At 50.1% G+C, this 19,775-nt stretch carries 15 protein-coding genes; 4 read left to right on the top strand and 11 right to left on the bottom strand.

Annotated features, from left to right (window positions below; all coding sequences use genetic code 11):
- Window positions 1–195 precede the first annotated feature (195 nt).
- The 4 genes from M5E81_RS05375 to hflX all read right to left on the bottom strand — a co-directional run bounded on the left by M5E81_RS05375 (window position 196) and on the right by hflX (window position 5,689).
- On the bottom strand, window positions 196–1,677 hold the full coding sequence (locus M5E81_RS05375) for a tripartite tricarboxylate transporter permease (protein WP_249748058.1): 1,482 nt from the start codon (window positions 1,675–1,677) through the stop codon (window positions 196–198).
- A gap of 12 nt (window positions 1,678–1,689) precedes the next feature.
- Window positions 1,690–2,160 (bottom strand): tripartite tricarboxylate transporter TctB family protein, encoded by a 471-nt coding sequence (locus M5E81_RS05370; RefSeq protein WP_187363685.1) that lies wholly within the window; start codon window positions 2,158–2,160, stop codon window positions 1,690–1,692.
- 407 nt (window positions 2,161–2,567) lie between these two features.
- Window positions 2,568–3,818, bottom strand: a complete 1,251-nt coding sequence (locus M5E81_RS05365; protein ID WP_249748057.1) for a methionine gamma-lyase family protein — start codon at window positions 3,816–3,818, stop codon at window positions 2,568–2,570.
- 38 nt (window positions 3,819–3,856) lie between these two features.
- Window positions 3,857–5,689: a GTPase HflX gene (gene hflX / locus M5E81_RS05360; RefSeq protein ID WP_249748056.1), complete on the bottom strand. Its 1,833-nt coding sequence runs from the start codon at window positions 5,687–5,689 to the stop codon at window positions 3,857–3,859.
- A 242-nt stretch (window positions 5,690–5,931) separates the two neighbouring features.
- Between hflX and M5E81_RS05355 the strand changes: the two genes are divergently transcribed.
- From M5E81_RS05355 to M5E81_RS05340, 4 genes are all read left to right on the top strand, one after another.
- Complete coding sequence (locus M5E81_RS05355) at window positions 5,932–6,291, top strand: hypothetical protein (protein ID WP_009145279.1); 360 nt, start codon at window positions 5,932–5,934, stop codon at window positions 6,289–6,291.
- Window positions 6,267–7,154 (top strand): IS3 family transposase, encoded by an 888-nt coding sequence (locus tag M5E81_RS05350; RefSeq protein ID WP_040565032.1) that lies wholly within the window; start codon window positions 6,267–6,269, stop codon window positions 7,152–7,154. The genes M5E81_RS05355 and M5E81_RS05350 overlap by 25 nt, the downstream gene beginning before the upstream one ends.
- 322 nt (window positions 7,155–7,476) lie before the next feature.
- Complete coding sequence (locus tag M5E81_RS05345; RefSeq protein ID WP_009145279.1) at window positions 7,477–7,836, top strand: hypothetical protein; 360 nt, start codon at window positions 7,477–7,479, stop codon at window positions 7,834–7,836.
- Window positions 7,812–8,699: an IS3 family transposase gene (locus M5E81_RS05340; protein WP_040565032.1), complete on the top strand. Its 888-nt coding sequence runs from the start codon at window positions 7,812–7,814 to the stop codon at window positions 8,697–8,699. Before M5E81_RS05345 ends, M5E81_RS05340 begins: the two co-directional genes overlap by 25 nt.
- Before the next feature lie 166 nt (window positions 8,700–8,865).
- On the opposite strand, the gene M5E81_RS05335 is transcribed toward M5E81_RS05340, so the two are convergent.
- The 7 genes from M5E81_RS05335 to M5E81_RS05305 form a co-directional block, all read right to left on the bottom strand.
- A complete protein-coding gene (locus M5E81_RS05335) occupies window positions 8,866–10,455 on the bottom strand; it encodes a DEAD/DEAH box helicase (RefSeq protein ID WP_009144874.1) in 1,590 nt (529 codons plus the stop codon).
- Window positions 10,455–11,717, bottom strand: a complete 1,263-nt coding sequence (locus M5E81_RS05330; RefSeq protein ID WP_009144873.1) for a competence/damage-inducible protein A — start codon at window positions 11,715–11,717, stop codon at window positions 10,455–10,457. The genes M5E81_RS05335 and M5E81_RS05330 overlap by 1 nt, the downstream gene beginning before the upstream one ends.
- Before the next feature lie 45 nt (window positions 11,718–11,762).
- Window positions 11,763–13,088: a 30S ribosomal protein S12 methylthiotransferase RimO gene (gene rimO, locus M5E81_RS05325; RefSeq protein WP_249748055.1), complete on the bottom strand. Its 1,326-nt coding sequence runs from the start codon at window positions 13,086–13,088 to the stop codon at window positions 11,763–11,765.
- A gap of 115 nt (window positions 13,089–13,203) precedes the next feature.
- Window positions 13,204–14,193, bottom strand: coding sequence for an ABC transporter substrate-binding protein (locus tag M5E81_RS05320; protein ID WP_249748054.1), 990 nt, complete (start codon window positions 14,191–14,193; stop codon window positions 13,204–13,206).
- A gap of 15 nt (window positions 14,194–14,208) precedes the next feature.
- Complete coding sequence (locus M5E81_RS05315) at window positions 14,209–16,146, bottom strand: YgiQ family radical SAM protein (RefSeq protein ID WP_249748053.1); 1,938 nt, start codon at window positions 16,144–16,146, stop codon at window positions 14,209–14,211.
- A 21-nt stretch (window positions 16,147–16,167) separates the two neighbouring features.
- A complete protein-coding gene (locus M5E81_RS05310; RefSeq protein ID WP_249748052.1) occupies window positions 16,168–17,166 on the bottom strand; it encodes a helix-turn-helix domain-containing protein in 999 nt (332 codons plus the stop codon).
- Window positions 17,167–17,183: 17 nt separating this feature from the next.
- Window positions 17,184–19,742: a DNA translocase FtsK gene (locus M5E81_RS05305; protein WP_249748051.1), complete on the bottom strand. Its 2,559-nt coding sequence runs from the start codon at window positions 19,740–19,742 to the stop codon at window positions 17,184–17,186.
- Between the last annotated feature and the right edge of the window lie 33 nt (window positions 19,743–19,775).

Below are 19,775 nucleotides of genomic sequence, written 5' to 3'. Positions count from 1 at the left end.
TTGATTTGCAGCCGTCCCTAAAAACAAAAAAGCGAGACATTGCTGCAATAAAATTACAACAAAGTCTCGCTACTTAGTCACAAAGCCGGATTGCCAAAGCAATCGTACTGACGACAGAGTGAACACGCCATGCGTGCAAGCTACTCCCTTTATATGCTTAGTTTAGCTAAACGCAGGGAGTTTGTCAAGTAAAATTTAACTTCTTTTGAACAGCTTGCCGAAAAGCGGCGAAAGCAGTGATAAAAGTGCTGCCACCAGGAAGAACAGGCACAGCGGACGCTGGAAGAAAATAGCAAAGCTGCCGTCGCTCATAATCAGCGAGCCGACAAAGTTCTGCTCTGCCATACCGCCTAAGATAATGCCGATGATAATCGCCGACATGGAAAAGCCCAGCTTATTCATAAAGTAACCTAAGAAACCGCTTGCTACCATCAGATAAACATCGTTCAGGGAATTATTGTAGGAATAAGTGCCCACGAAGGTCATCATCACGATAATCGGCAGCAGAATGTGTACAGGCACGTTAACAACCTTCATAAAAAGTTTGATTAACGAAAAGCCCATAATACCCATAATCACGTTAGCTAAGAGCAGACCGATGAAGATAGCGTAAACATCAGGTGCCTTCTCCACAAAAAGCAAGGGACCGGGCTGCAGGCCCTGAACCATCAGCGCGCCCATCATAATTGCCGTTGCGCCGTCGCCGGGGATACCCAGCGTCAGCACAGGGATGAAAGCACCGCCTGATACAGCGTTGTTGCCTGCCTCGGAGGCTACAATGCCCTCGGGCTCACCGTTGCCGAAGTTCTTGCTGTGCTTAGACCAGCGTTTAGCCTGATCATAAGAAACAAAGGAAGCAATATCGCCGCCGGTACCGGGCACACAGCCGATGAAGGTACCGATGAAGGAGGAACGCAAAAGCGTGCTGAACACCCTCTTGATATCGTCAAACGAAGGCAGCAGACGGTCCAGCATCATGTGCTGCTCCTTGCGTTCATTATGATAATAATCCTCAATACTGCTCAACACCTGCGCAAAGGCGAACACACCGATCAGCACAGGGATAAAGGATACACCGCCCATAAAATAGTTGGAGTCCAAAGTAAAGCGGATTGCACCGCTCATACCGTCAATGCCGACGGTCGCCAGGAACAGACCGATAAGACCGCCCATAATACCCTTGATAACACTGCCGGAGGAAACACTCGTAATAATGCTGAGGCCGAAAATAGCCAGAGCAAAATATTCCGGCTTGGAAAACTGCAGTGCAACCTTCGCCAGCTGCGGTGCCAGCAAAATCAGGCAGATAGTACTGAAAATACCGCCGAAGGTGCTGGCCAAGGTGGAAAGACCGAGAGCACGTCCGGGCTGCCCCAGCTTTGTCGCCATCGGATAACCGTCCAGAGTAGTCGCTACGGAAGCAGGCGTACCCGGAGTCTTCAGCAGGATTGCCGAAATACTGCCGCCGTAAATCGCACCGCAGTAAATTCCCAGCAGCATCAGAATGCCGCCGATACCGTGGAACGTAAATGCCAGCGGAAACAGCAGCGCCAAACCCATGTTAACGCTCAGGCCCGGCATACAGCCGAAGGCAATGCCCACCAGCACGCCGAAGAAAAGTCCCAGCAGATTCATGGGGACGAAAATCATATTTAATGCGCTCATTATATCAACCATCAGTATGACCCCCTACTCCATGAAAACAGATTGCGGCATCTGCGTATGCAGCAGCATGCCGAAAACAAGATAAATAAACAGCAGACTAAGCACCGTTGTCAGGCCGATTACCTTATAATTGCGATAATCCATAAGACGCATAACAGCCGGAATCATAAGTGCCGCTGCCGGATAAAAGCCGAGAATGCTGATAAGCACGCAGAACACAACAACAAGTCCCATCATTAAATAAACGCGCTTGTTGCCTGTCGAAGAAAGCTGCACCTTCACGCCATGTAAATCAGTTTTATTGATAAAGGTATAAAGCAGCAGCAAAACCGAAACAGCGCCCAGCACCGCCCCCAGCGTAAAAGGCCAGAAGCCGGGACCGGGGCCGTTCTCCGTAAACTCCAGCGGAAAGGCTGCAGCCGCCTGCATAATCAGACCGCCGATAACAGCGCCCAGCACGCCCACTATATAATTACATACTGCCATATTATTCATATAAATCATCCTTAAACAACTCCGCCATCAAAATTGACGTCAATTCGATGCCAGACTAAATTGAGTAACCGAAACTTTATTGCAAAGTTAAGAGCAAACTAAAATGGATAAATGAACTCTTATTGCAAAGCTAAGAGCAAACTACATTGAGTAACTTAACTCTTAACATAACGTTAAAAGCAAACTAAATTGAGTAATTAAATTCTCATGCAGAGAAATAATAATTGCAGCGAGTAAGTGTTTGGAACCACCGAAGGGCCGAAACTGTCTGAGCGCTATGCAAGCTAATATTGTATAATTTTTTAGCTTAGCGCGAGTTTTTCGGCACTTCGTCTTGGTTCCACACGAAACGAGCGCCCGCAATTCTTTTGAACGGAATGAGATTTAATTACGAATCTTTAACTTTATTACGCCTCTTTGGGGCCAACACGCTTAGCCGCCGCCATAATCGCCAGACGACCATGCTCAAAAGTCAAACCGCCCTGGAAGAAAACATTAAACGGCTCACGGCACGGACCATCGGCACTCAGCTCAATAGAAGCGCCCTGTACAAAAGTACCCGCAGCCATAATAATCTCATCCTGATAACCCGGCAGCGGACTCGGAACCGGCTCAACGTGCGCATCAACAGGAGAATTGCCCTGAATAGCAACGCAGAAATCGCACAGACGCTGCTTGCTCTCCAAGGTAATAGCCTGAATAATATCGCTGCGGCGTTCCTCCGGCAGCGGCTTAACATCATAGCCCAGGCCCTTGAAAACAGCAGCCGCAAAAATAGCAGTCTTAACAGCCTGCACCACAATATGCGGAGCCAAGAAAAGTCCCTGATAGAACTCACGCGCGGTATCGCCCAGAGTTGCGCCCATCTCGCCGCCCAGACCGGGAGCAGTAAGACGGTATGAAGCATTCTCTACCAAATCCGCACGGCCGACAATATAACCGCCGGTAGGAGCCAAGCCGCCGCCCAGATTCTTAATCAGAGAGCCTGCCATCAGATCAGCGCCAACCTCGGTAGGCTCCTGCTTCTCGATAAACTCGCCGTAGCAGTTATCAACAAAGCAGATAACATTCGGGTTAGCTTCCTTAGCAGCACTGCAGATACGGCCGATTTCAGCAACGTCAATAGTCTTACGTTCGCTGCTGTAGCCGCAGGAGCGCTGAATATGAATCATCGTAGTCTTGGAGGTAACAGCGTTTTTTACAGCCTCCAAATCAACATGGTCGCCCTTCATCGGCAGCTCCTTATAGGTTACGCCCAGGTCAACCAAGGAGCCGGGAGTTTTAACCGGAGAGCCGATAATAGTCTGCATAGTGTCATAAGGAGCACCGGTTACGGCAATCAGCTCATCGCCTGCGCGCAGGTTGCCCAACAAAGCAACTGCCAGCGCATGAGTACCGCTGACGAACTGAGAACGCACCAATGCAGCCTCGGTTTTGAACAGCTCTGCGTAAATCAGATCCAGAGTATCGCGGCCCACATCACTGTAGCCGTAGCCTGTAGTAGGCTTCAAGTAATAGTCGGAAACCATGTTATTACGGAAAGCCGCAATAACCTTTTCAGTATTGTACAAAGCTGCTGCTTCCAGCTCTGCGGTATGTTTAGCAACCTCAGCTAAGGCTGCCTGCTCTAATGCATTGTAATCAACCAAAATTCTCACCTGATATTTTTATATTTTTCGGCATAAGCCAATTAATCCTAAGCCTTGGCATCTGCAGCAAGATACTTGGCAAACTGCTGTACCTGCTCCGCGTCCAGAAGCACCTTCAGCAGTGTGCCCTCCGCCAGATATTCCTGCTCCAGTACAGTGCCTGCATCATGCAAGCGTCCTACCGCAGCGGAATCGCTGTAAGGCACGAGGAAGCTCTCCTCTACCGCCTTCAGCTTCAGGTTCTCCGCAATCAGCGCCAGCAGGCCGTCAAGATTATAACGTGCCTTGGTGGAAATGCAGATGCTGTTTTCTTCCTTGCTCAAACGCTCTGCCAGACCGGAATCCGGCGGCAGCTTATCAATTTTGTTATAAACCGTGATAATTGTCTTATCCTTGGCACCCAGCTCATCCAGAACCTGATAAACAGCAGCAGCCTGCTCCTTATACAGCTCGTGGCTGACATCAATAACGTGCAGCAGCACGTCGGACTGCACAACCTCCTCCAGCGTAGACTGGAAGGCTGCAACCAGCTGATGCGGCAAGCGTTGGATAAAGCCGACAGTATCTGTCAAAATGGCCTGCTGCTTATTCGGCAGATCTAACTGGCGCGTAGTCGGGTCCAGCGTTGCGAAAAGCTGGTCCTGCGCATAGATATCCGAATTAGTCAGCGTATTCAAAAGCGTGGATTTTCCGGCGTTGGTGTAGCCCACAAGGCTTACCGTAGGCACACTCGCCTTCGCGCGTCCTGCTCGGTGCAGAGTGCGCACACTCTTAACCTTGCCGATGCATTCCTTAATATAAGCAATGCGGTCACGGATGCGACGGCGGTCAACCTCCAGCTTAGTTTCGCCGGGACCGCGGGTACCGATGCCGCCGCCAAGACGCGACAGCGCCAGGCCCTTGCCCATAATACGCGGCAGCGTATATTGCAGCTGCGCCAGCTCAACCTGCAGCTTACCTTCATTAGTATGCGCACGTTGGGCGAAAATATCAAGGATAAGCGCCGTGCGGTCAAGCACACGCACACCCATTGACTGCTCAATATTACGCTGCTGTGCCGGCGAAAGCTCATCGTCAAAAATGCACAGGTCTACGTTCTCCTGCTGCACATAAAGCGCCAGCTCCTGCACCTTGCCGCGGCCGATAAAGAACGCCGGGTCCGGCTTGGGGCGCTTCTGCAGGAATCTTGCCACAACCTCCGCACCGGCAGTATCTGCCAGCTGCTTCAGCTCCTCCAAAGAATCCTCAGCCGTCCAGCCGCTGCTGTTGGGAGCACCATATTCCATGCCCACGATAATCGCACGCTCGGTTCCCTGCGCCAGGCTTGCACTGCCCGTCTGCTTATCAAGGATGCGCTCCACCATCGCCGCCAGATTCGGGAAGAACACTCCCTCCGCCTCCTGCAGTGTCAGCGGTCCGTAGCATTCCACCTGATATTGCTCGTTATCGTCAATACCGGTAATCATGCCGAAGCTCATCTGCGACTGGCTGATATCAGGCGAAGTAACGCCGACAGCAATCATCGCATCAAAACGGTTATTCTTCAGCGCGGAAATATCCACACCGCTGAGCAGCGGATTGCCGTTGGGATGAGTATGCACACAGCGCACACCGCTCAAACGGCTGGCACCACGTCTGCCCTCAACCGGAGGCAGCTCCACACTCTGATCATTGCCCACCGATACGGCAAGCACCTGACCGTTGCGCGCAACGTAAACGCTCACCTCGCGGTTAATAAAATCAGTAACATCCGCCATACGCAAAGCCAGCTCGCTAGTCAGCAGCTGACCGCCCTCCAGACGGATATCATAAAACGTTTTTAATTCTTCAATAACGGAATTACGGATACCCTTCAGGTTGCCGTAAATTTCATTCGCCATGGGTATTCACCTCCAATTGGGGGGTAACTTAGCAATTTGCTTATTGAAAGGCTCCCCTTGGGGAGTAGCTTAGCAATTTGCTTATTGAAAGGCTCCCCTTGGGGAGTAGCTTAGCAATTTTGAAGTGGTAAACTTATTTTAGACACAGAGGGGGTATTTTTTGTACAGATAATATATAATGGAATACACCAATATATATATCACTGAACAAGGAATACTTCAGTCTAAACAGGAGGTTTACCATGAAATACACTAAACAAGAAAAATTAGACATTGGTCGACGAATATATGACAGTGAGATTACTCGCTATCAAGCTGCAGAGTTATATAAAATTTGCGAAGGTACAGCACGCACTTATATGCGTATGTACAGAGATGCAAATAACCTGCCTGCAAAAAATTGTAAACAACAAAAATGTAATATAATACGTCCCGATTCCCCAGCACTTTCTGCAAATACGGATGACTTTCAATCCATGACCAAGGAAGAATTAATTCGTGAATTGCTTAAAGCAAGAATTGCAGAAGCCAGATTAAAAAAAGGCTATGCGGTGAAAGGGGATGGTACAGTAATTCTATACGGCAAGAAGAATACCAAGTAGTATTAGAGCTTTCCGGAGAATTTCCAGTAAAACTTATATGCGAAACCATGAATATCCAGCGCAGTAGTTTCTATGCTTGGAAAAAGAAGCTTGCGCATCCTTCTACAAGAATGAAGAGCCTGCTTAGCAATATTTTACTTTTTAAAGAGTACCATGCTAAGTTTCCTTCTCATGGGTATCGTTGGCTTAACGCTAAGATTCGTTTGGATACTGGTCTTGTACTTTCAGATGCATATGCACATAAGTGCTGTAAAATCACTGGCATTAAGAGTCAAGCCAAGCATTATAAATACAAAAAGCCAGGAGATTCATACCGTGTTTTTCCTAATCTGCTTATGACAGAAATACAGATTGACGGACCACTGCAATGTATTGTAAGCGATATGACTGCTTTTTATGTAAAAGGGATCTATTATGAGCTAACATTGTATATGGATCTTTGGAATAATGAAATTGTAAGCCATTCTCTATCTTCCAAACGTGGTGACCGTATGACATATATTAGCGGTCTGGAGGATTTAATTGCTTTAAAGAAGCAGTATCCGGAATATGAAATGATCTTGCATTCAGACCAAGGATCTGTTTACACATCTAAGGCATTTAACGACTTGTTGCCAATGTATAGCATTACTCATTCCATGTCTCGTGCCGGAACACCTACCGACAATGCAGCAATGGAAGCGATTAATGGTTGGATAAAGGCAGAAATGTTTACCGATTTTCATGTAACAGGCGAAAGGCCTGTTGTAGATGAAGTAAAAGAATATATTCACTTCTTTAATGAACAGCGTCCAGCTTATTCGTTAAACTATCTGACGCCAACTCAATATCGCAAGTTGCATTACGAACGGATATCTGACTAACAGATAATTTTTTGTTGTATATTTTTTTATGATTTGTGTCTAAAATTTGTTGACTAGTGCAATTTGCTTATTGAAAGGCTCCCCTTGGGGAGTAGCTTAGCAATTTGCTTATTGAAAGGCTCCCCTTGGGGGGAGCTGGCGCCCGTCAGGGCGACTGAGAGGGGCTTGACAGAAACGTTGCTTTAGGCAGAACCCCTCTCTGAAGTGGTAAACTTATTTTAGACACAGAGGGGGTATTTTTTGTACAGATAATATATAATGGAATACACCAATATATATATCACTGAACAAGGAATACTTCAGTCTAAACAGGAGGTTTACCATGAAATACACTAAACAAGAAAAATTAGACATTGGTCGACGAATATATGACAGTGAGATTACTCGCTATCAAGCTGCAGAGTTATATAAAATTTGCGAAGGTACAGCACGCACTTATATGCGTATGTACAGAGATGCAAATAACCTGCCTGCAAAAAATTGTAAACAACAAAAATGTAATATAATACGTCCCGATTCCCCAGCACTTTCTGCAAATACGGATGACTTTCAATCCATGACCAAGGAAGAATTAATTCGTGAATTGCTTAAAGCAAGAATTGCAGAAGCCAGATTAAAAAAAGGCTATGCGGTGAAAGGGGATGGTACAGTAATTCTATACGGCAAGAAGAATACCAAGTAGTATTAGAGCTTTCCGGAGAATTTCCAGTAAAACTTATATGCGAAACCATGAATATCCAGCGCAGTAGTTTCTATGCTTGGAAAAAGAAGCTTGCGCATCCTTCTACAAGAATGAAGAGCCTGCTTAGCAATATTTTACTTTTTAAAGAGTACCATGCTAAGTTTCCTTCTCATGGGTATCGTTGGCTTAACGCTAAGATTCGTTTGGATACTGGTCTTGTACTTTCAGATGCATATGCACATAAGTGCTGTAAAATCACTGGCATTAAGAGTCAAGCCAAGCATTATAAATACAAAAAGCCAGGAGATTCATACCGTGTTTTTCCTAATCTGCTTATGACAGAAATACAGATTGACGGACCACTGCAATGTATTGTAAGCGATATGACTGCTTTTTATGTAAAAGGGATCTATTATGAGCTAACATTGTATATGGATCTTTGGAATAATGAAATTGTAAGCCATTCTCTATCTTCCAAACGTGGTGACCGTATGACATATATTAGCGGTCTGGAGGATTTAATTGCTTTAAAGAAGCAGTATCCGGAATATGAAATGATCTTGCATTCAGACCAAGGATCTGTTTACACATCTAAGGCATTTAACGACTTGTTGCCAATGTATAGCATTACTCATTCCATGTCTCGTGCCGGAACACCTACCGACAATGCAGCAATGGAAGCGATTAATGGTTGGATAAAGGCAGAAATGTTTACCGATTTTCATGTAACAGGCGAAAGGCCTGTTGTAGATGAAGTAAAAGAATATATTCACTTCTTTAATGAACAGCGTCCAGCTTATTCGTTAAACTATCTGACGCCAACTCAATATCGCAAGTTGCATTACGAACGGATATCTGACTAACAGATAATTTTTTGTTGTATATTTTTTTATGATTTGTGTCTAAAATTTGTTGACTAGTGCACTCCGTCATCGCTGCGCGATGCCACCTCTCCCCTAGGAGAGGCTTTTCTTGCCCTGCCGGCAATTCACCTTGTCTCCCAGAGGAGAGGCTCGGTCGCCCTTGTTATTATCTTCTTGCCTTAGCAGGCTCAATATTAACCTTATACCCCTTGATAAAGTTCTTGTTCATCGCACCGATAACCTTTTCGGCTACATCTTCCGGTACTTCAACAAAGGTGAACTTATCATAGATATTGATCAGGCCGATATCACGCGCCGGAATGTCTGCTTCGATAGCAATGGTGCTGACAATATCCTTAACCATAATCTTCTGGCTGCGGCCGATGTTGATGAACAGGCGCACCATGCCGGGACGGCCGCCGGTGTTGCGCAGGTCCTTGGACAGGATATCCTCCTGCGGAGCCTCCAGAGCCTTAATGCCCTCCTGCATCAGCTTCAGAGCTGCGGCAGCAACTTCTTCCGCACTGTAATCATCCAACAGGCTTTCGGCAATCGGCATATAGTCATGATATGCGTTCAGCTCCAGCACCGTCTGCATCTTGCTGATAATTTGGTCGCGCTGACGCTCGATAACGTTAGCAGCAGTTGGCAGCTGACGGCGTTGGATTTTAGTCTTGACGGTACGCTCAATCAGCTTCAGCTGACGGAACTCACGCGGAGTGATGAAGGTCATAGCTACGCCGGTGTTGCCTGCACGACCGGTGCGGCCGATGCGGTGAACGTAGCTTTCCGGATCCTGCGGAATATCAAAGTTGATAACGTGGGTGATGTTGTCAACGTCGATACCGCGGGCAGCAACGTCGGTAGCAATAAGCACATCGACAGCACCCTCGCGGAATTTCTTCATTACGCGGTCACGCTGGTTCTGGCTCAGGTCACCATGCAGGCCCTCAGCCATGTAGCCACGGCTGGAAAGTGCGATAGACAGGTCGTCAACACCCTTTTTGGTACGGCAGAAGATAATCAGCTTGCCGTCGATTTCTGCGTCCAACAGACGGCACAGGCCTTCAATCTTATCCTTGGTTTCGAAATAGTATTGCTCAATCAGAGGCACAGTCAGCTCTTCCTTGGAAATGGTTACATTCTTCGGCGCCTTCATGTACTTCTTGGTCAGGCTCAGAATCGGACGAGGCATGGTTGCGGAGAACAGCAGAGTCTGGCGTTCAACCGGCAGGCTGCGCATAATTTCTTCGATATCATCAACAAAGCCCATATCCAGCATTTCGTCAGCCTCGTCCAGTACCAGGAATTTGATATGGTCCAGACGGATAGTGCCGCGGTTGATATGGTCAATCAAACGGCCCGGGGTACCGATAACAATCTGCACATTGTTGCGCAGCGCACGGATCTGGCGTTCAATCGGCTGGCCGCCGTAAACAGGCAGCGCACGCACGCGGCGGGTACGGCCGATTTTGCCTACTTCTTCCGCAACCTGAATAGCCAGCTCACGGGTCGGAGTCATAATCAGCGCCTGAATATGCTTGAAGTCGGTAATTGCCTGCACCAGAGGAATACCGAAGGCAGCGGTCTTGCCGGTACCGGTCTGTGCCTGGCCGATAACGTCGTTACCTTCGAGCACCAGGGGAATAGTAGCGGCCTGAATTGGAGAAGGCTCTTCGAAGCCCATGTCAGTCAGGGCGGTTACAATTTTTTTGTCCAGCTCTAAGCTGCCGAACATCTCTTTTTGAATGGTCATTAATGTTTATCCTCCGTATTGTTTTTTTCTTCTAATAATTTATCAATAGCCATGGAAATAGCTGTCTGAGCTATTCTCAGCTTATTTTCTGTTCTTGTAGACATAAAACGGTGCTCCTGGCAATATACCACGTTGTCAGTGGCAACGGCAATATATACAAGGCCTACCGGTTTGCCCTCGCTGGCTCCCGGTCCGGCGTTGCCCGTAATGCTCACACCATAATCACTGCCCAGCTGCTTGCGTACGCCCAGCGCCATTTCGCAGGCGGTTTCACGGCTGACAGCGCCGTATTTGGCCAGCGTATCTGCCTGCACATTAAGCAGCTTCTGCTTAGCCATGTTAGTGTAGCTGACGATGCTTCCCAGCAGATATTCACTGCTGCCCGGCACATCCGTAACCAGGCTGCTGGCAAGACCGCCGCTGCAGGATTCCGCAAAGGCAATAGTTTTGCCCTGCTTCAGCAGCTCCTGCCCTAAGCAGGCCGCCAGAGTGGCATCATCCACACCGTATATATAATTATCAACGCTCTTGCGTACCTTGGCTTCCATAGCGTCGAGCAGCTTGACTGCCTCTTTATCATTGGCAGCCTTCGCCGTAAGCCTGATGAGAATTTCACCGTAGCGGGCATAAAGCGCAATCGTCGGATTGGTCTGCGCCATAATCAGCTCGTCGAGCTTGGCAGCCACCATAGATTCGCCGATACCGCGCAGATGCAAGGTGCGCGACATGATAATGCCGTGCTTGCTGAAGCGCTGTAGCATTCGCGGCAGCAGCTGCTTTTCGCACACATCCGTAAGCTCGCTCGGAGGTCCGGGCAGCATAATGAAGATTTTGTCCTTATATTCCAGCCACAGTCCGGGAGCGGTACCCACATCGTTCTGCAGTACCTCGGCCCCGATGGGCACATACGCCTGCTTCTCGTTATTTTGCGAAGGGCAAAGTCCCTTCTTGGCAAAATATGCATCTATGCGTCCCCACGTATCCAAATCGAGATAGCCTTCAGTATGACAAACCTCCATCACTATCTCCTTGGTAATATCACCGCGCGTCGGTCCCAGACCGCCGCTGGTAATGATGATATCGGCGCGCTGCATGGCCTGCTCCAGCACTGCGCGCATACGCTCCGGATTATCTCCGACCGTAGTGTGATATAAAACATCAAAGCCTATATTATTCAGCTTGCGGGATAAATACTGCACATTGGTGTTTAAAATTTCACCCAGCAGCAGCTCCGTCCCGGTAGTAATGATTTCAACCTTCATCCTGCTGTCACCCTCTCACCGGTTATTTTGACTCATACAGCAACGTTAAACCAGCTCTGCCACCATTTCATAGGTAAAGCCTTGCAGAATACGCACTCTTACCATCTGGCCTACCTCCAGCTCGGCGGCATTTTCGATAAAGATGTTGCCGTCGATATCAGGTGCCTCGTGATAGGAACGTCCTACCGCAAGAGCGGGGTTTTCTTCATCAAAGCCTTCGACGATAACGTCCAGCTCCTCATCCTCGCGCTCCTGATGGATTTCTTCGGAAATACCTGCCTGCAGCGCCATCAGCTCATGATAGCGGTTTTCCTTAACCTCAGGCTCAATCTGGTTTTCCATAGCGCCGGCCACAGTACCCTCCTCTTGGGAATACTGGAACACGCCTGCGTTTTCAAAGCGCTGCTTTTCAACAAAGTCCATCAGCTCCGCAAAATCCTCATCGGTTTCACCGGGGAAGCCCACGATGAAGGTAGTGCGGATAGTAATGCCCGGAATACGCTCACGCAGCTTGGCCAGAAGTTCTTCTACCTGCGCACGTGTATCGTAACGGTTCATGCTTTCCAGCAGTCTGTCGCTGGCATGCTGCAGAGGAATATCAATATACTTGCACACCTTGTCGCATTTGGCGAAGGCTGCAATCAAATCGTCCGTAAAGTTGTTGGGATACAGGTACATAACGCGGATCCACTCGATTCCCTCCAGCTCGTTGAGATCACGCAGCAGCTGCGGCAAAAGCAGCTTGCCGGTAAGGTCCTCGCCGTAGCGGGTAGTGTCCTGCGCCACAACAATCAGCTCCTTGACGCCGTGAGCAGCAAGGCTTCTTGCCTCTGCCATAACCTCATCATAAGGACGGCTGGTGTAGGGACCGCGCAGCTGCGGAATAATGCAGTAGGAGCAGCAGTTGTCGCAGCCCTCGGCAATTTTCAGATACGCCATGTAATCAGGCGTAGTCAGCATTCTGGGCGGAGTCTGTACATTTTTGCTTTCCAGCTTCTGCAGATGCTTTACGCGCTTGCCTGCCAGCACCTGGTCGATAACCCAGCCGATATCGGTAAAGCTGTCAGTGCCGACGATAGCGTCAACCTCCGGCATGCTTTCGAAAAGCTCGTCTGCATAACGCTGGCCGAGGCAGCCTGTCATAATCAGATATTTGCAGCTGCCCTCCTCCTTATATTGCGCCATTTGTAAAATTGTGCTGATGGATTCCTCCTTCGCACTTTCGATAAAACCGCAGGTATTAACAATAATCAGTTCGGCATCTGCGGGATTATTGGTAATCTCCAGCTGCTTATCCTTGATAATACCCAGCATAACTTCAGAATCTACCAGATTTTTGGGACAGCCGAGGCTGACCATACCTATTTTCATTCTTTACCTCCAAAACCTGCTGCCCTCACCCAAGCCGTCGGGACAGCAAGCAAGAGCATAAATCATTATAATCTAATTCACTATTCACTGATGACTAATCACCAGCCACTAACAACTATTTACTGAATCTAACCTTACTCAGCCACTTATTTGTCAGGCCATCCTGCTTAACAGGCTCCAGATAACTGCTGTTGAGCCAGATTTTATCGCCATCGGCGGCAGCCTCATCAAAGCCGCGCAGGAACAGAAACAGATAGCCTGTAGCATTTTCCTGTGCTATCGCCTGCACCTGCTCGCTTGTCAAAAGCCATTCCATAACCTTCAGGCCCTGCAAATCATCTGTAGTATTCTTAAACAGGCCTACGCAGAAAAGATTGACCGGCGTACCTTCCTTGGGATAGACAACATAAGCGGGAAATTTATTTTCCAGATATTTAAACACGTAGCTTTGTCTGGTAATAGCCACATCCGCATCACCTACCGCCGCCATGCGCACAGGTGTAAAGGGAAACTTGGAATATTGCCCGATAAAGCGGTTGATATTGCCTAAATACTCCAGCGATTCATCCTCGCCGAAGCGGTCTGCCAGACCTGCCAGAAAGTTTTGCGTGCTGTTGCTGTCGGATAAATTTTCCAGAGCAATGCGCAGCTGTTCTTTCCCTGCCAAATCCTGCCAGCTGCAGATATTTGCCTGGCCGACAGTACGGGCGTACTGCTGGTTGACCAGAAAAACTATCGGATCATAGAAAATGCCGTACCAGCTTAAATCCGCATCACGGAACTTCTGCGGCAGTCTGTCGCCATCGGCAAAGGCCACAGGCTTCAGCCTTCCCTGACGCTTCAGGCCGGCAAGCGTGCGCTGCTCGGCCAGCACAACGTCCGGCAGCTCCCCGCCGGGCTTCAGCTCGTAAACAGCCTTCAGCTGCAGCTTAGCCTTCTGCTCCTTGTTGAAGGCATCCACCAGATTTTCAGTAAATTTATTATCAAGCTCGGAATACAGGATAACGGTTTTTGCCCCTGCGTTCTGTACAGGAGCAGGCTGCTCACCGCAGCCTCCCGTCAGTATTCCGGCCAATATCAGCACTAAAAAGATACAACGGATCATCTCATCCCTCCGTTACTATCTGCGGCGCTTATCCTCACGCCTTTTTCCACCGGCACTGCCTGAAGCGGTACTGCGCGTTGCATTACGCGCTCCACTGCCCGTTGCATTACGTTTCGGGCCGCGAGAAGCATCACGCTTCGCGCCACGCACTCCGCCGCGCTGTTCCTGCTCCGTATACAGCAGGCATTTATGTCCGCTGCCCACGAGGTCCATGCGTCCTGCCTTCTGCAGCGCCTCCAGCACCAGCTTGCGGTTACGCGGAGTACGGTACTGCATCAGCGCACGCTGCATTGCCTTATCATGCGGATTGCGGGCCACAAATACGGTTTCGCCGCTTTCCGGGTCGATGCCGGAATAATACATCGCCGTCGCCGCACTGCCGGGAGTAGGAATAAAGTCCTGCACCTGCTCCGGATTGTGCTTGATGTCACGCAAAAACTCTGCCAGCTCAATGGCATTGTTCAGCGTGCAGCCCGGATGGCTGGAAATAAAGTACGGCACCAGATATTGCGGCAGGCCGATTTCTTTATTTTTTTGCGTAAACATGCGCATAAACTTCAGATAAACTTCCTTGCCGGGCTTGCCCATACGCGCCAGAACCTGCGGCGCGATATGCTCGGGCGCTACCTTCAGCAGACCGCTGATGTGATAACGGCACAGCTCGTCCAGAAATTCCTGCTTTTTATCCGCCAGCAGATAATCATAACGGATACCGCTGCGGATAAACACCTTCTTGACTCCCGGTAAAGCACGCAGCTTGCGCAGCAGAGCTATATAATCGCTGTGGTCGGCATCAATATTGGGGCACGGCTTGGGAAACAGGCACTGCCTGTCCTTGCACACGCCGTATTTCAGCTGCTTGGCACAGGAAGGATGGCGGAAGTTGGCCGTAGGGCCGCCGACGTCATGGATATAACCCTTGAAGCCGGGAAGCTGCGTCAGCAGCTTTGCTTCACGCAGAATAGATTCATGGCTGCGCGCCTGAATGATACGTCCCTGATGCGCATGAATAGCGCAGAAGGAACAGCTGCCGAAGCAGCCTCTGCTGCTTACCAGGCTGAACTGAACCTCCTCCAGCGCTGCTACGCCGCCCTTGGCGTCGTAGCTCGGGTGCCACTGACGCATATACGGCAAATCGTAGATAGCGTCCATCTCCTCCATCGTCAGCGGGAAGATGTTCGGATTCTGTACGATATATTTCTTCTGTCCCTTTTGGACTACGATTTTGCCATAAAACGGGTCCTGCTCCTTGCTCTGCAGCTTAAAGGCTCTGGCAAATTCCTTGCGGTCGTCCTTGATAGCCTTCCAGCCCGGAAGCTCCACATTTTCATCATCGGGCAAACTGTCAGACAGATACGCCGTACCGCGGATATAATGCAAATCCTCAGCGCTGGCACCGCCTGCCAGATAGTCGGCAATTTCCATAATCTGCTTTTCGCCCATGCCGTAAACCAAAAGGTCCGCACCGCTAGACTCCAGAATAGAAGGCAGCAGCTTGTTTTCCCAGTAGTCGAAATGCACAAAACGGCGCAGGCTGGCTTCAATACCGCCGATAATTACAGGCATATCGGGCCATAGCTGCTTGACGAGCTGCGCATAAACGGCCGTAGCATGGTCGGGACGCTGTCCCACCGCACCGCCTGCGGTATATTTGTCGACAGAACGCTCATTTTTGGCTGCCGTATAACGGCACAGCATGGAGTCAAGGTTGCCGCCGGAAATAAGCACGCCCAGTCGCGGCTTGCCCAGCTCTGCCATATATTCTGCTTTATCCCAACGCGGCTGGCACAGCATAGCTACCTTGTAGCCCTGCGCCTCCAGCACGCGGCAGATTACTGCCGGACCGAAGGAGGGGTGGTCTACATAAGCATCGCCGCTGATAAACAGAAAGTCAAGCTGCTCCCAGCCACGCTCGGCAATTTCCTGAGCGGAAATCGGTAAAAACTGTTTCATGAAAAACTCCTGAACAAATTATTATTTCTTCTTATCGGCCTTCGCTTCGCCGGCAGCCTGTGGCTGCTGCGGCTCAGCCGGCTTAACCTCAGCCTGCGGCTTCGGTCCTTCTGCCTTCGGCGCAGGTGCAACTGCAGCGGGCTGCGGGGCTGCTTCCTCTACTGCGGCAGCAGGTGCAGCCTTGGTTTCAGGCTCGGACTTCGGTGCAGCCTCCTCTGCCTTAGCTGCGGCTGCAGGCTGTGCGGGAGCGTTGCGCAGATAGGTCTTGACGGCCACGCCATGCTCGCCCTTCAGGTCAACAGCCTCGCCGTTCACCTTAATGCGTACAACGCCGATATTGCCGTATTTGATAATCAGCTTATCCTTAGCCTCAAAATGCTTGCTTTCCTTAGCATGCAGAATGCCGGCAAAAAGCTCCTTGCCGTCGGCACTTGCCTCCAGCCAGCAGTCACCCTCGGCCTCCAGGTCAACGGTAACCTTGTCCAGAACTGCAGGTGCTTTAGCTTCGGGCTTAACCTGCTCAGTCTGCTTAGCCTCATCCTTAGGCATATTTTTAAAATAGTTAATCGTAGCGGGAATAGCAAAATAGCCTGCCGTGAGCACCGCTACCGCTGCTAAGCCTGCCAGACACTGCTTCATTGGCAGCTTCGGCAAGCCCGGCATTTCAAAGCGGCCTGTACCGCTGCCGATATCACGCTTATCCTTCAGCTGTATATTGAGGCGGACTTTTTCCACCTCGCGGATACCCTGGCTGCGTACAGCCTCTGCCGCCATACCGGCAGCACTTGCTTTATATTCATTAACAAGCTCCGGACCGTTCAGTCCCAGATAATTACCGTAGTTACGGATTATTCCCTTCAGGAAAACCTCGCCTGGAGTCTTGTCATATTCGTCATTTTCTACAGCCTGCAGATAACGGCTGCGGATACTGGTAGCCTTTTCGGCATCAGCCAGGGAAATACCCTTGGCCAGTCTTGCTTCTTTCAAAATTGCGCCGACAGTCTTTTCCTTATCATCCATTTCGCCTGCACCTCCGCTTATTCACGGCGCAGGAAGCGTTCCTCTGCTTCCTTACGCGACATTATAACCTCTCGTGGCTTGCTGCCTACGGATTGACCGACAATGCCCAGCTCCTCCATAGTATCTACCAGACGCGCCGCACGCGTATAGCCTATGCGGAAGCGTCGCTGCAGCATGGAGCTTGATGCCTGCCCCATATCCAGCACAAGGCTCAGGGCATCCTCAAAAAGCTCATCCTCTGCAGGCGCATTGGAGCCTGCATCCTCGGCATTATGGCCTTTATTATCACATTCCAGCTCCTGCTCTGTTACTTCTTCGCTGTAATTTACAGGAATGGACTGCTTGATAATGAAATCTACTATTTTATTCAGCTCATCATCGCTGACGAAGGCACCCTGCACACGCACAGGCTTGTTGTAGCCCATGGGGTAAAAGAGCATATCGCCCTTGCCCAGCAGCTTTTCGGCACCGCCCATATCAATAATGGTGCGCGAATCTGTCTGCGAGGATACGGCGAAAGCAATACGTGAAGGAATATTCGCCTTGACGATGCCTGTAATAACATCTACGGACGGACGCTGGGTTGCCAAAATCAGATGGATACCGGCAGCGCGGGCCTTCTGTGCCAGGCGCAGGATAGCATCCTCCACATCAACCTTGGCTACCATCATCAGGTCTGACAACTCGTCGATGATAATTACGATATAGGGCATCTTTTCGTCGGCCTGCGCGTTATAGGTGTTGATGTCACGCACACGGCTGTCGGCAAACGCCTTATAACGGCGCTCCATTTCCGCTACCGCCCAGTGCAGCGCGCTGGCTGCCTTTTTCGGCTCGGTGACAACCGGTGTCAGCAGATGCGGAATACCGTTGTAATTAGACAATTCTACGACCTTAGGGTCGACAAGAATCAGTTTAACCTCGTCCGGTGTAGCACGGTACAAAAGACCGGCGATAATCGTATTGATGCACACCGATTTGCCGGAGCCTGTGGAGCCTGCCACCAAAAGATGCGGCATTTTCGCAAGGTCGGCGGAAATAATATCACCGCTGATATCCTTGCCCAGACCGATGCACAGATGCTCCTTGGCATTGCGTACACTGCCTGCCTCCACAACCTCACGGAAGCACACGGGATCGTTCTTCGTGTTCGGCGCTTCGATGCCGATGGCGGATTTGCCGGGAATCGGCGCTTCGATACGCACACCGGGAGCAGCCAGACGCAGGGCAATATCATCCGCAAGGTTCACCACCGAGCTTACCTTCACGCCTGCCGCAGGCTCCAGCTCAAAGCGGGTAACAGAAGGTCCGCGTGTTACGGCAACAACTCTGGCGCGCACCTTGAAGTCTGCCAAAGTCTGCTCCAGCACCGCACATTGATCCATGATGTCCTTCTGATAGGTGGACGGGTCGCTGGCCTTCGGCGTATCGAGAATCTCCAGCGGGGGCAGCTGATAGCTGCTTGCGGCCTGCGCTTCAGGTTCATATGCTGCGGACTGCTGAGCAGGCGCCGCTGCGGCAATTTTATCTGCACTGTCAAAAATCGTTACGGCCGGCTTCTCCGGTTCAGGCTCAGGCTGCGGCTCCGCCTTGGCAGGCTCAGCAAACGCAGGCGCCTGCTCGCGATAGGTATTGCGGATTACGGAAGCAGGACGCTCCGGCTCCGGCTCGGGTTCGGCAGCCGGCGGCTCCGCATCATCCAGAAAGCGGCTGTCCGGCTCGTAATCATCGTCATAATTGATAATCGGTCTTACAATGACCTCGGGCTTGGACTGCTCCCATTCGGGCAGCTGCACCGGGTCACGCTCTATTTCCTCTTTTAAAGGTGATTTTTCGTAAACACTCTTGTTTTTGGTAAAGCCTAAAATGCTTCTGAAAGCACTTTTCTTCTGCACGCCCTCGTTGAAGGCATCAAATTCGGGGCTGGTATAGTTGCTGATAACATTATCCGCGGGAACGGCATGCTGTTGAGGCGCGGCACTCTTGCGCTTGAACACAGCTCTTACCGCAGGCTCGGGACGCACGCGCTCCTCCCTCACCTTGTCATCAGGGCGCACCAGCGTAATTTCGTCGGAGGTCAGGTAATCCTGCCACAGCTCCCACCATTTGCGCAGCGGCAGCACCAGGCCCAGCAGCCACAGCCAGCCTAAGGCAAGAATAATATAAACAGTCACATCACCGGCAAAGGAACGCAGCAGCTTCAGCAGCAAACCGCCGACTAAACCGCCGCCCTCCGCTATCAGCGAAGGCTCCAGCTCAGAGCCAACAGGCACAAAAACATGATGAGCTGTGCCTGTAAGGCACAGCGTCACCAAAGTAAAAATTAATGTTCTCTTGTTAAAAACACCAAACTGTCCTTTAAGCAAAGCAAAGGACGCAGCAAAGAAAGCCAAAGGCAGCAAAAAGATACCCTTACCCAGCAGATGCTGCTCCACCAGATAAGCATAATGCATTACGCCGTCCTCAGCCGTCATAAGAAGAGCGGCTGCAAACAGCAGACCAATAAGCAGGCAGACAACGCCGACAGGGCGCGAGTAGCTTCTATTCTGTTGCTTCCTTCTTCTTTCCTTGCGCAAGATAAGACAACTCCTAAATTTGCAGCTGCCGGC

The sequence above is a fragment of the Phascolarctobacterium succinatutens genome (assembly GCF_023497905.1).
Classification (GTDB): domain Bacteria; phylum Bacillota; class Negativicutes; order Acidaminococcales; family Acidaminococcaceae; genus Phascolarctobacterium_A; species Phascolarctobacterium_A succinatutens.
This window is presented reverse-complemented; position numbering and strand designations above follow the sequence as displayed.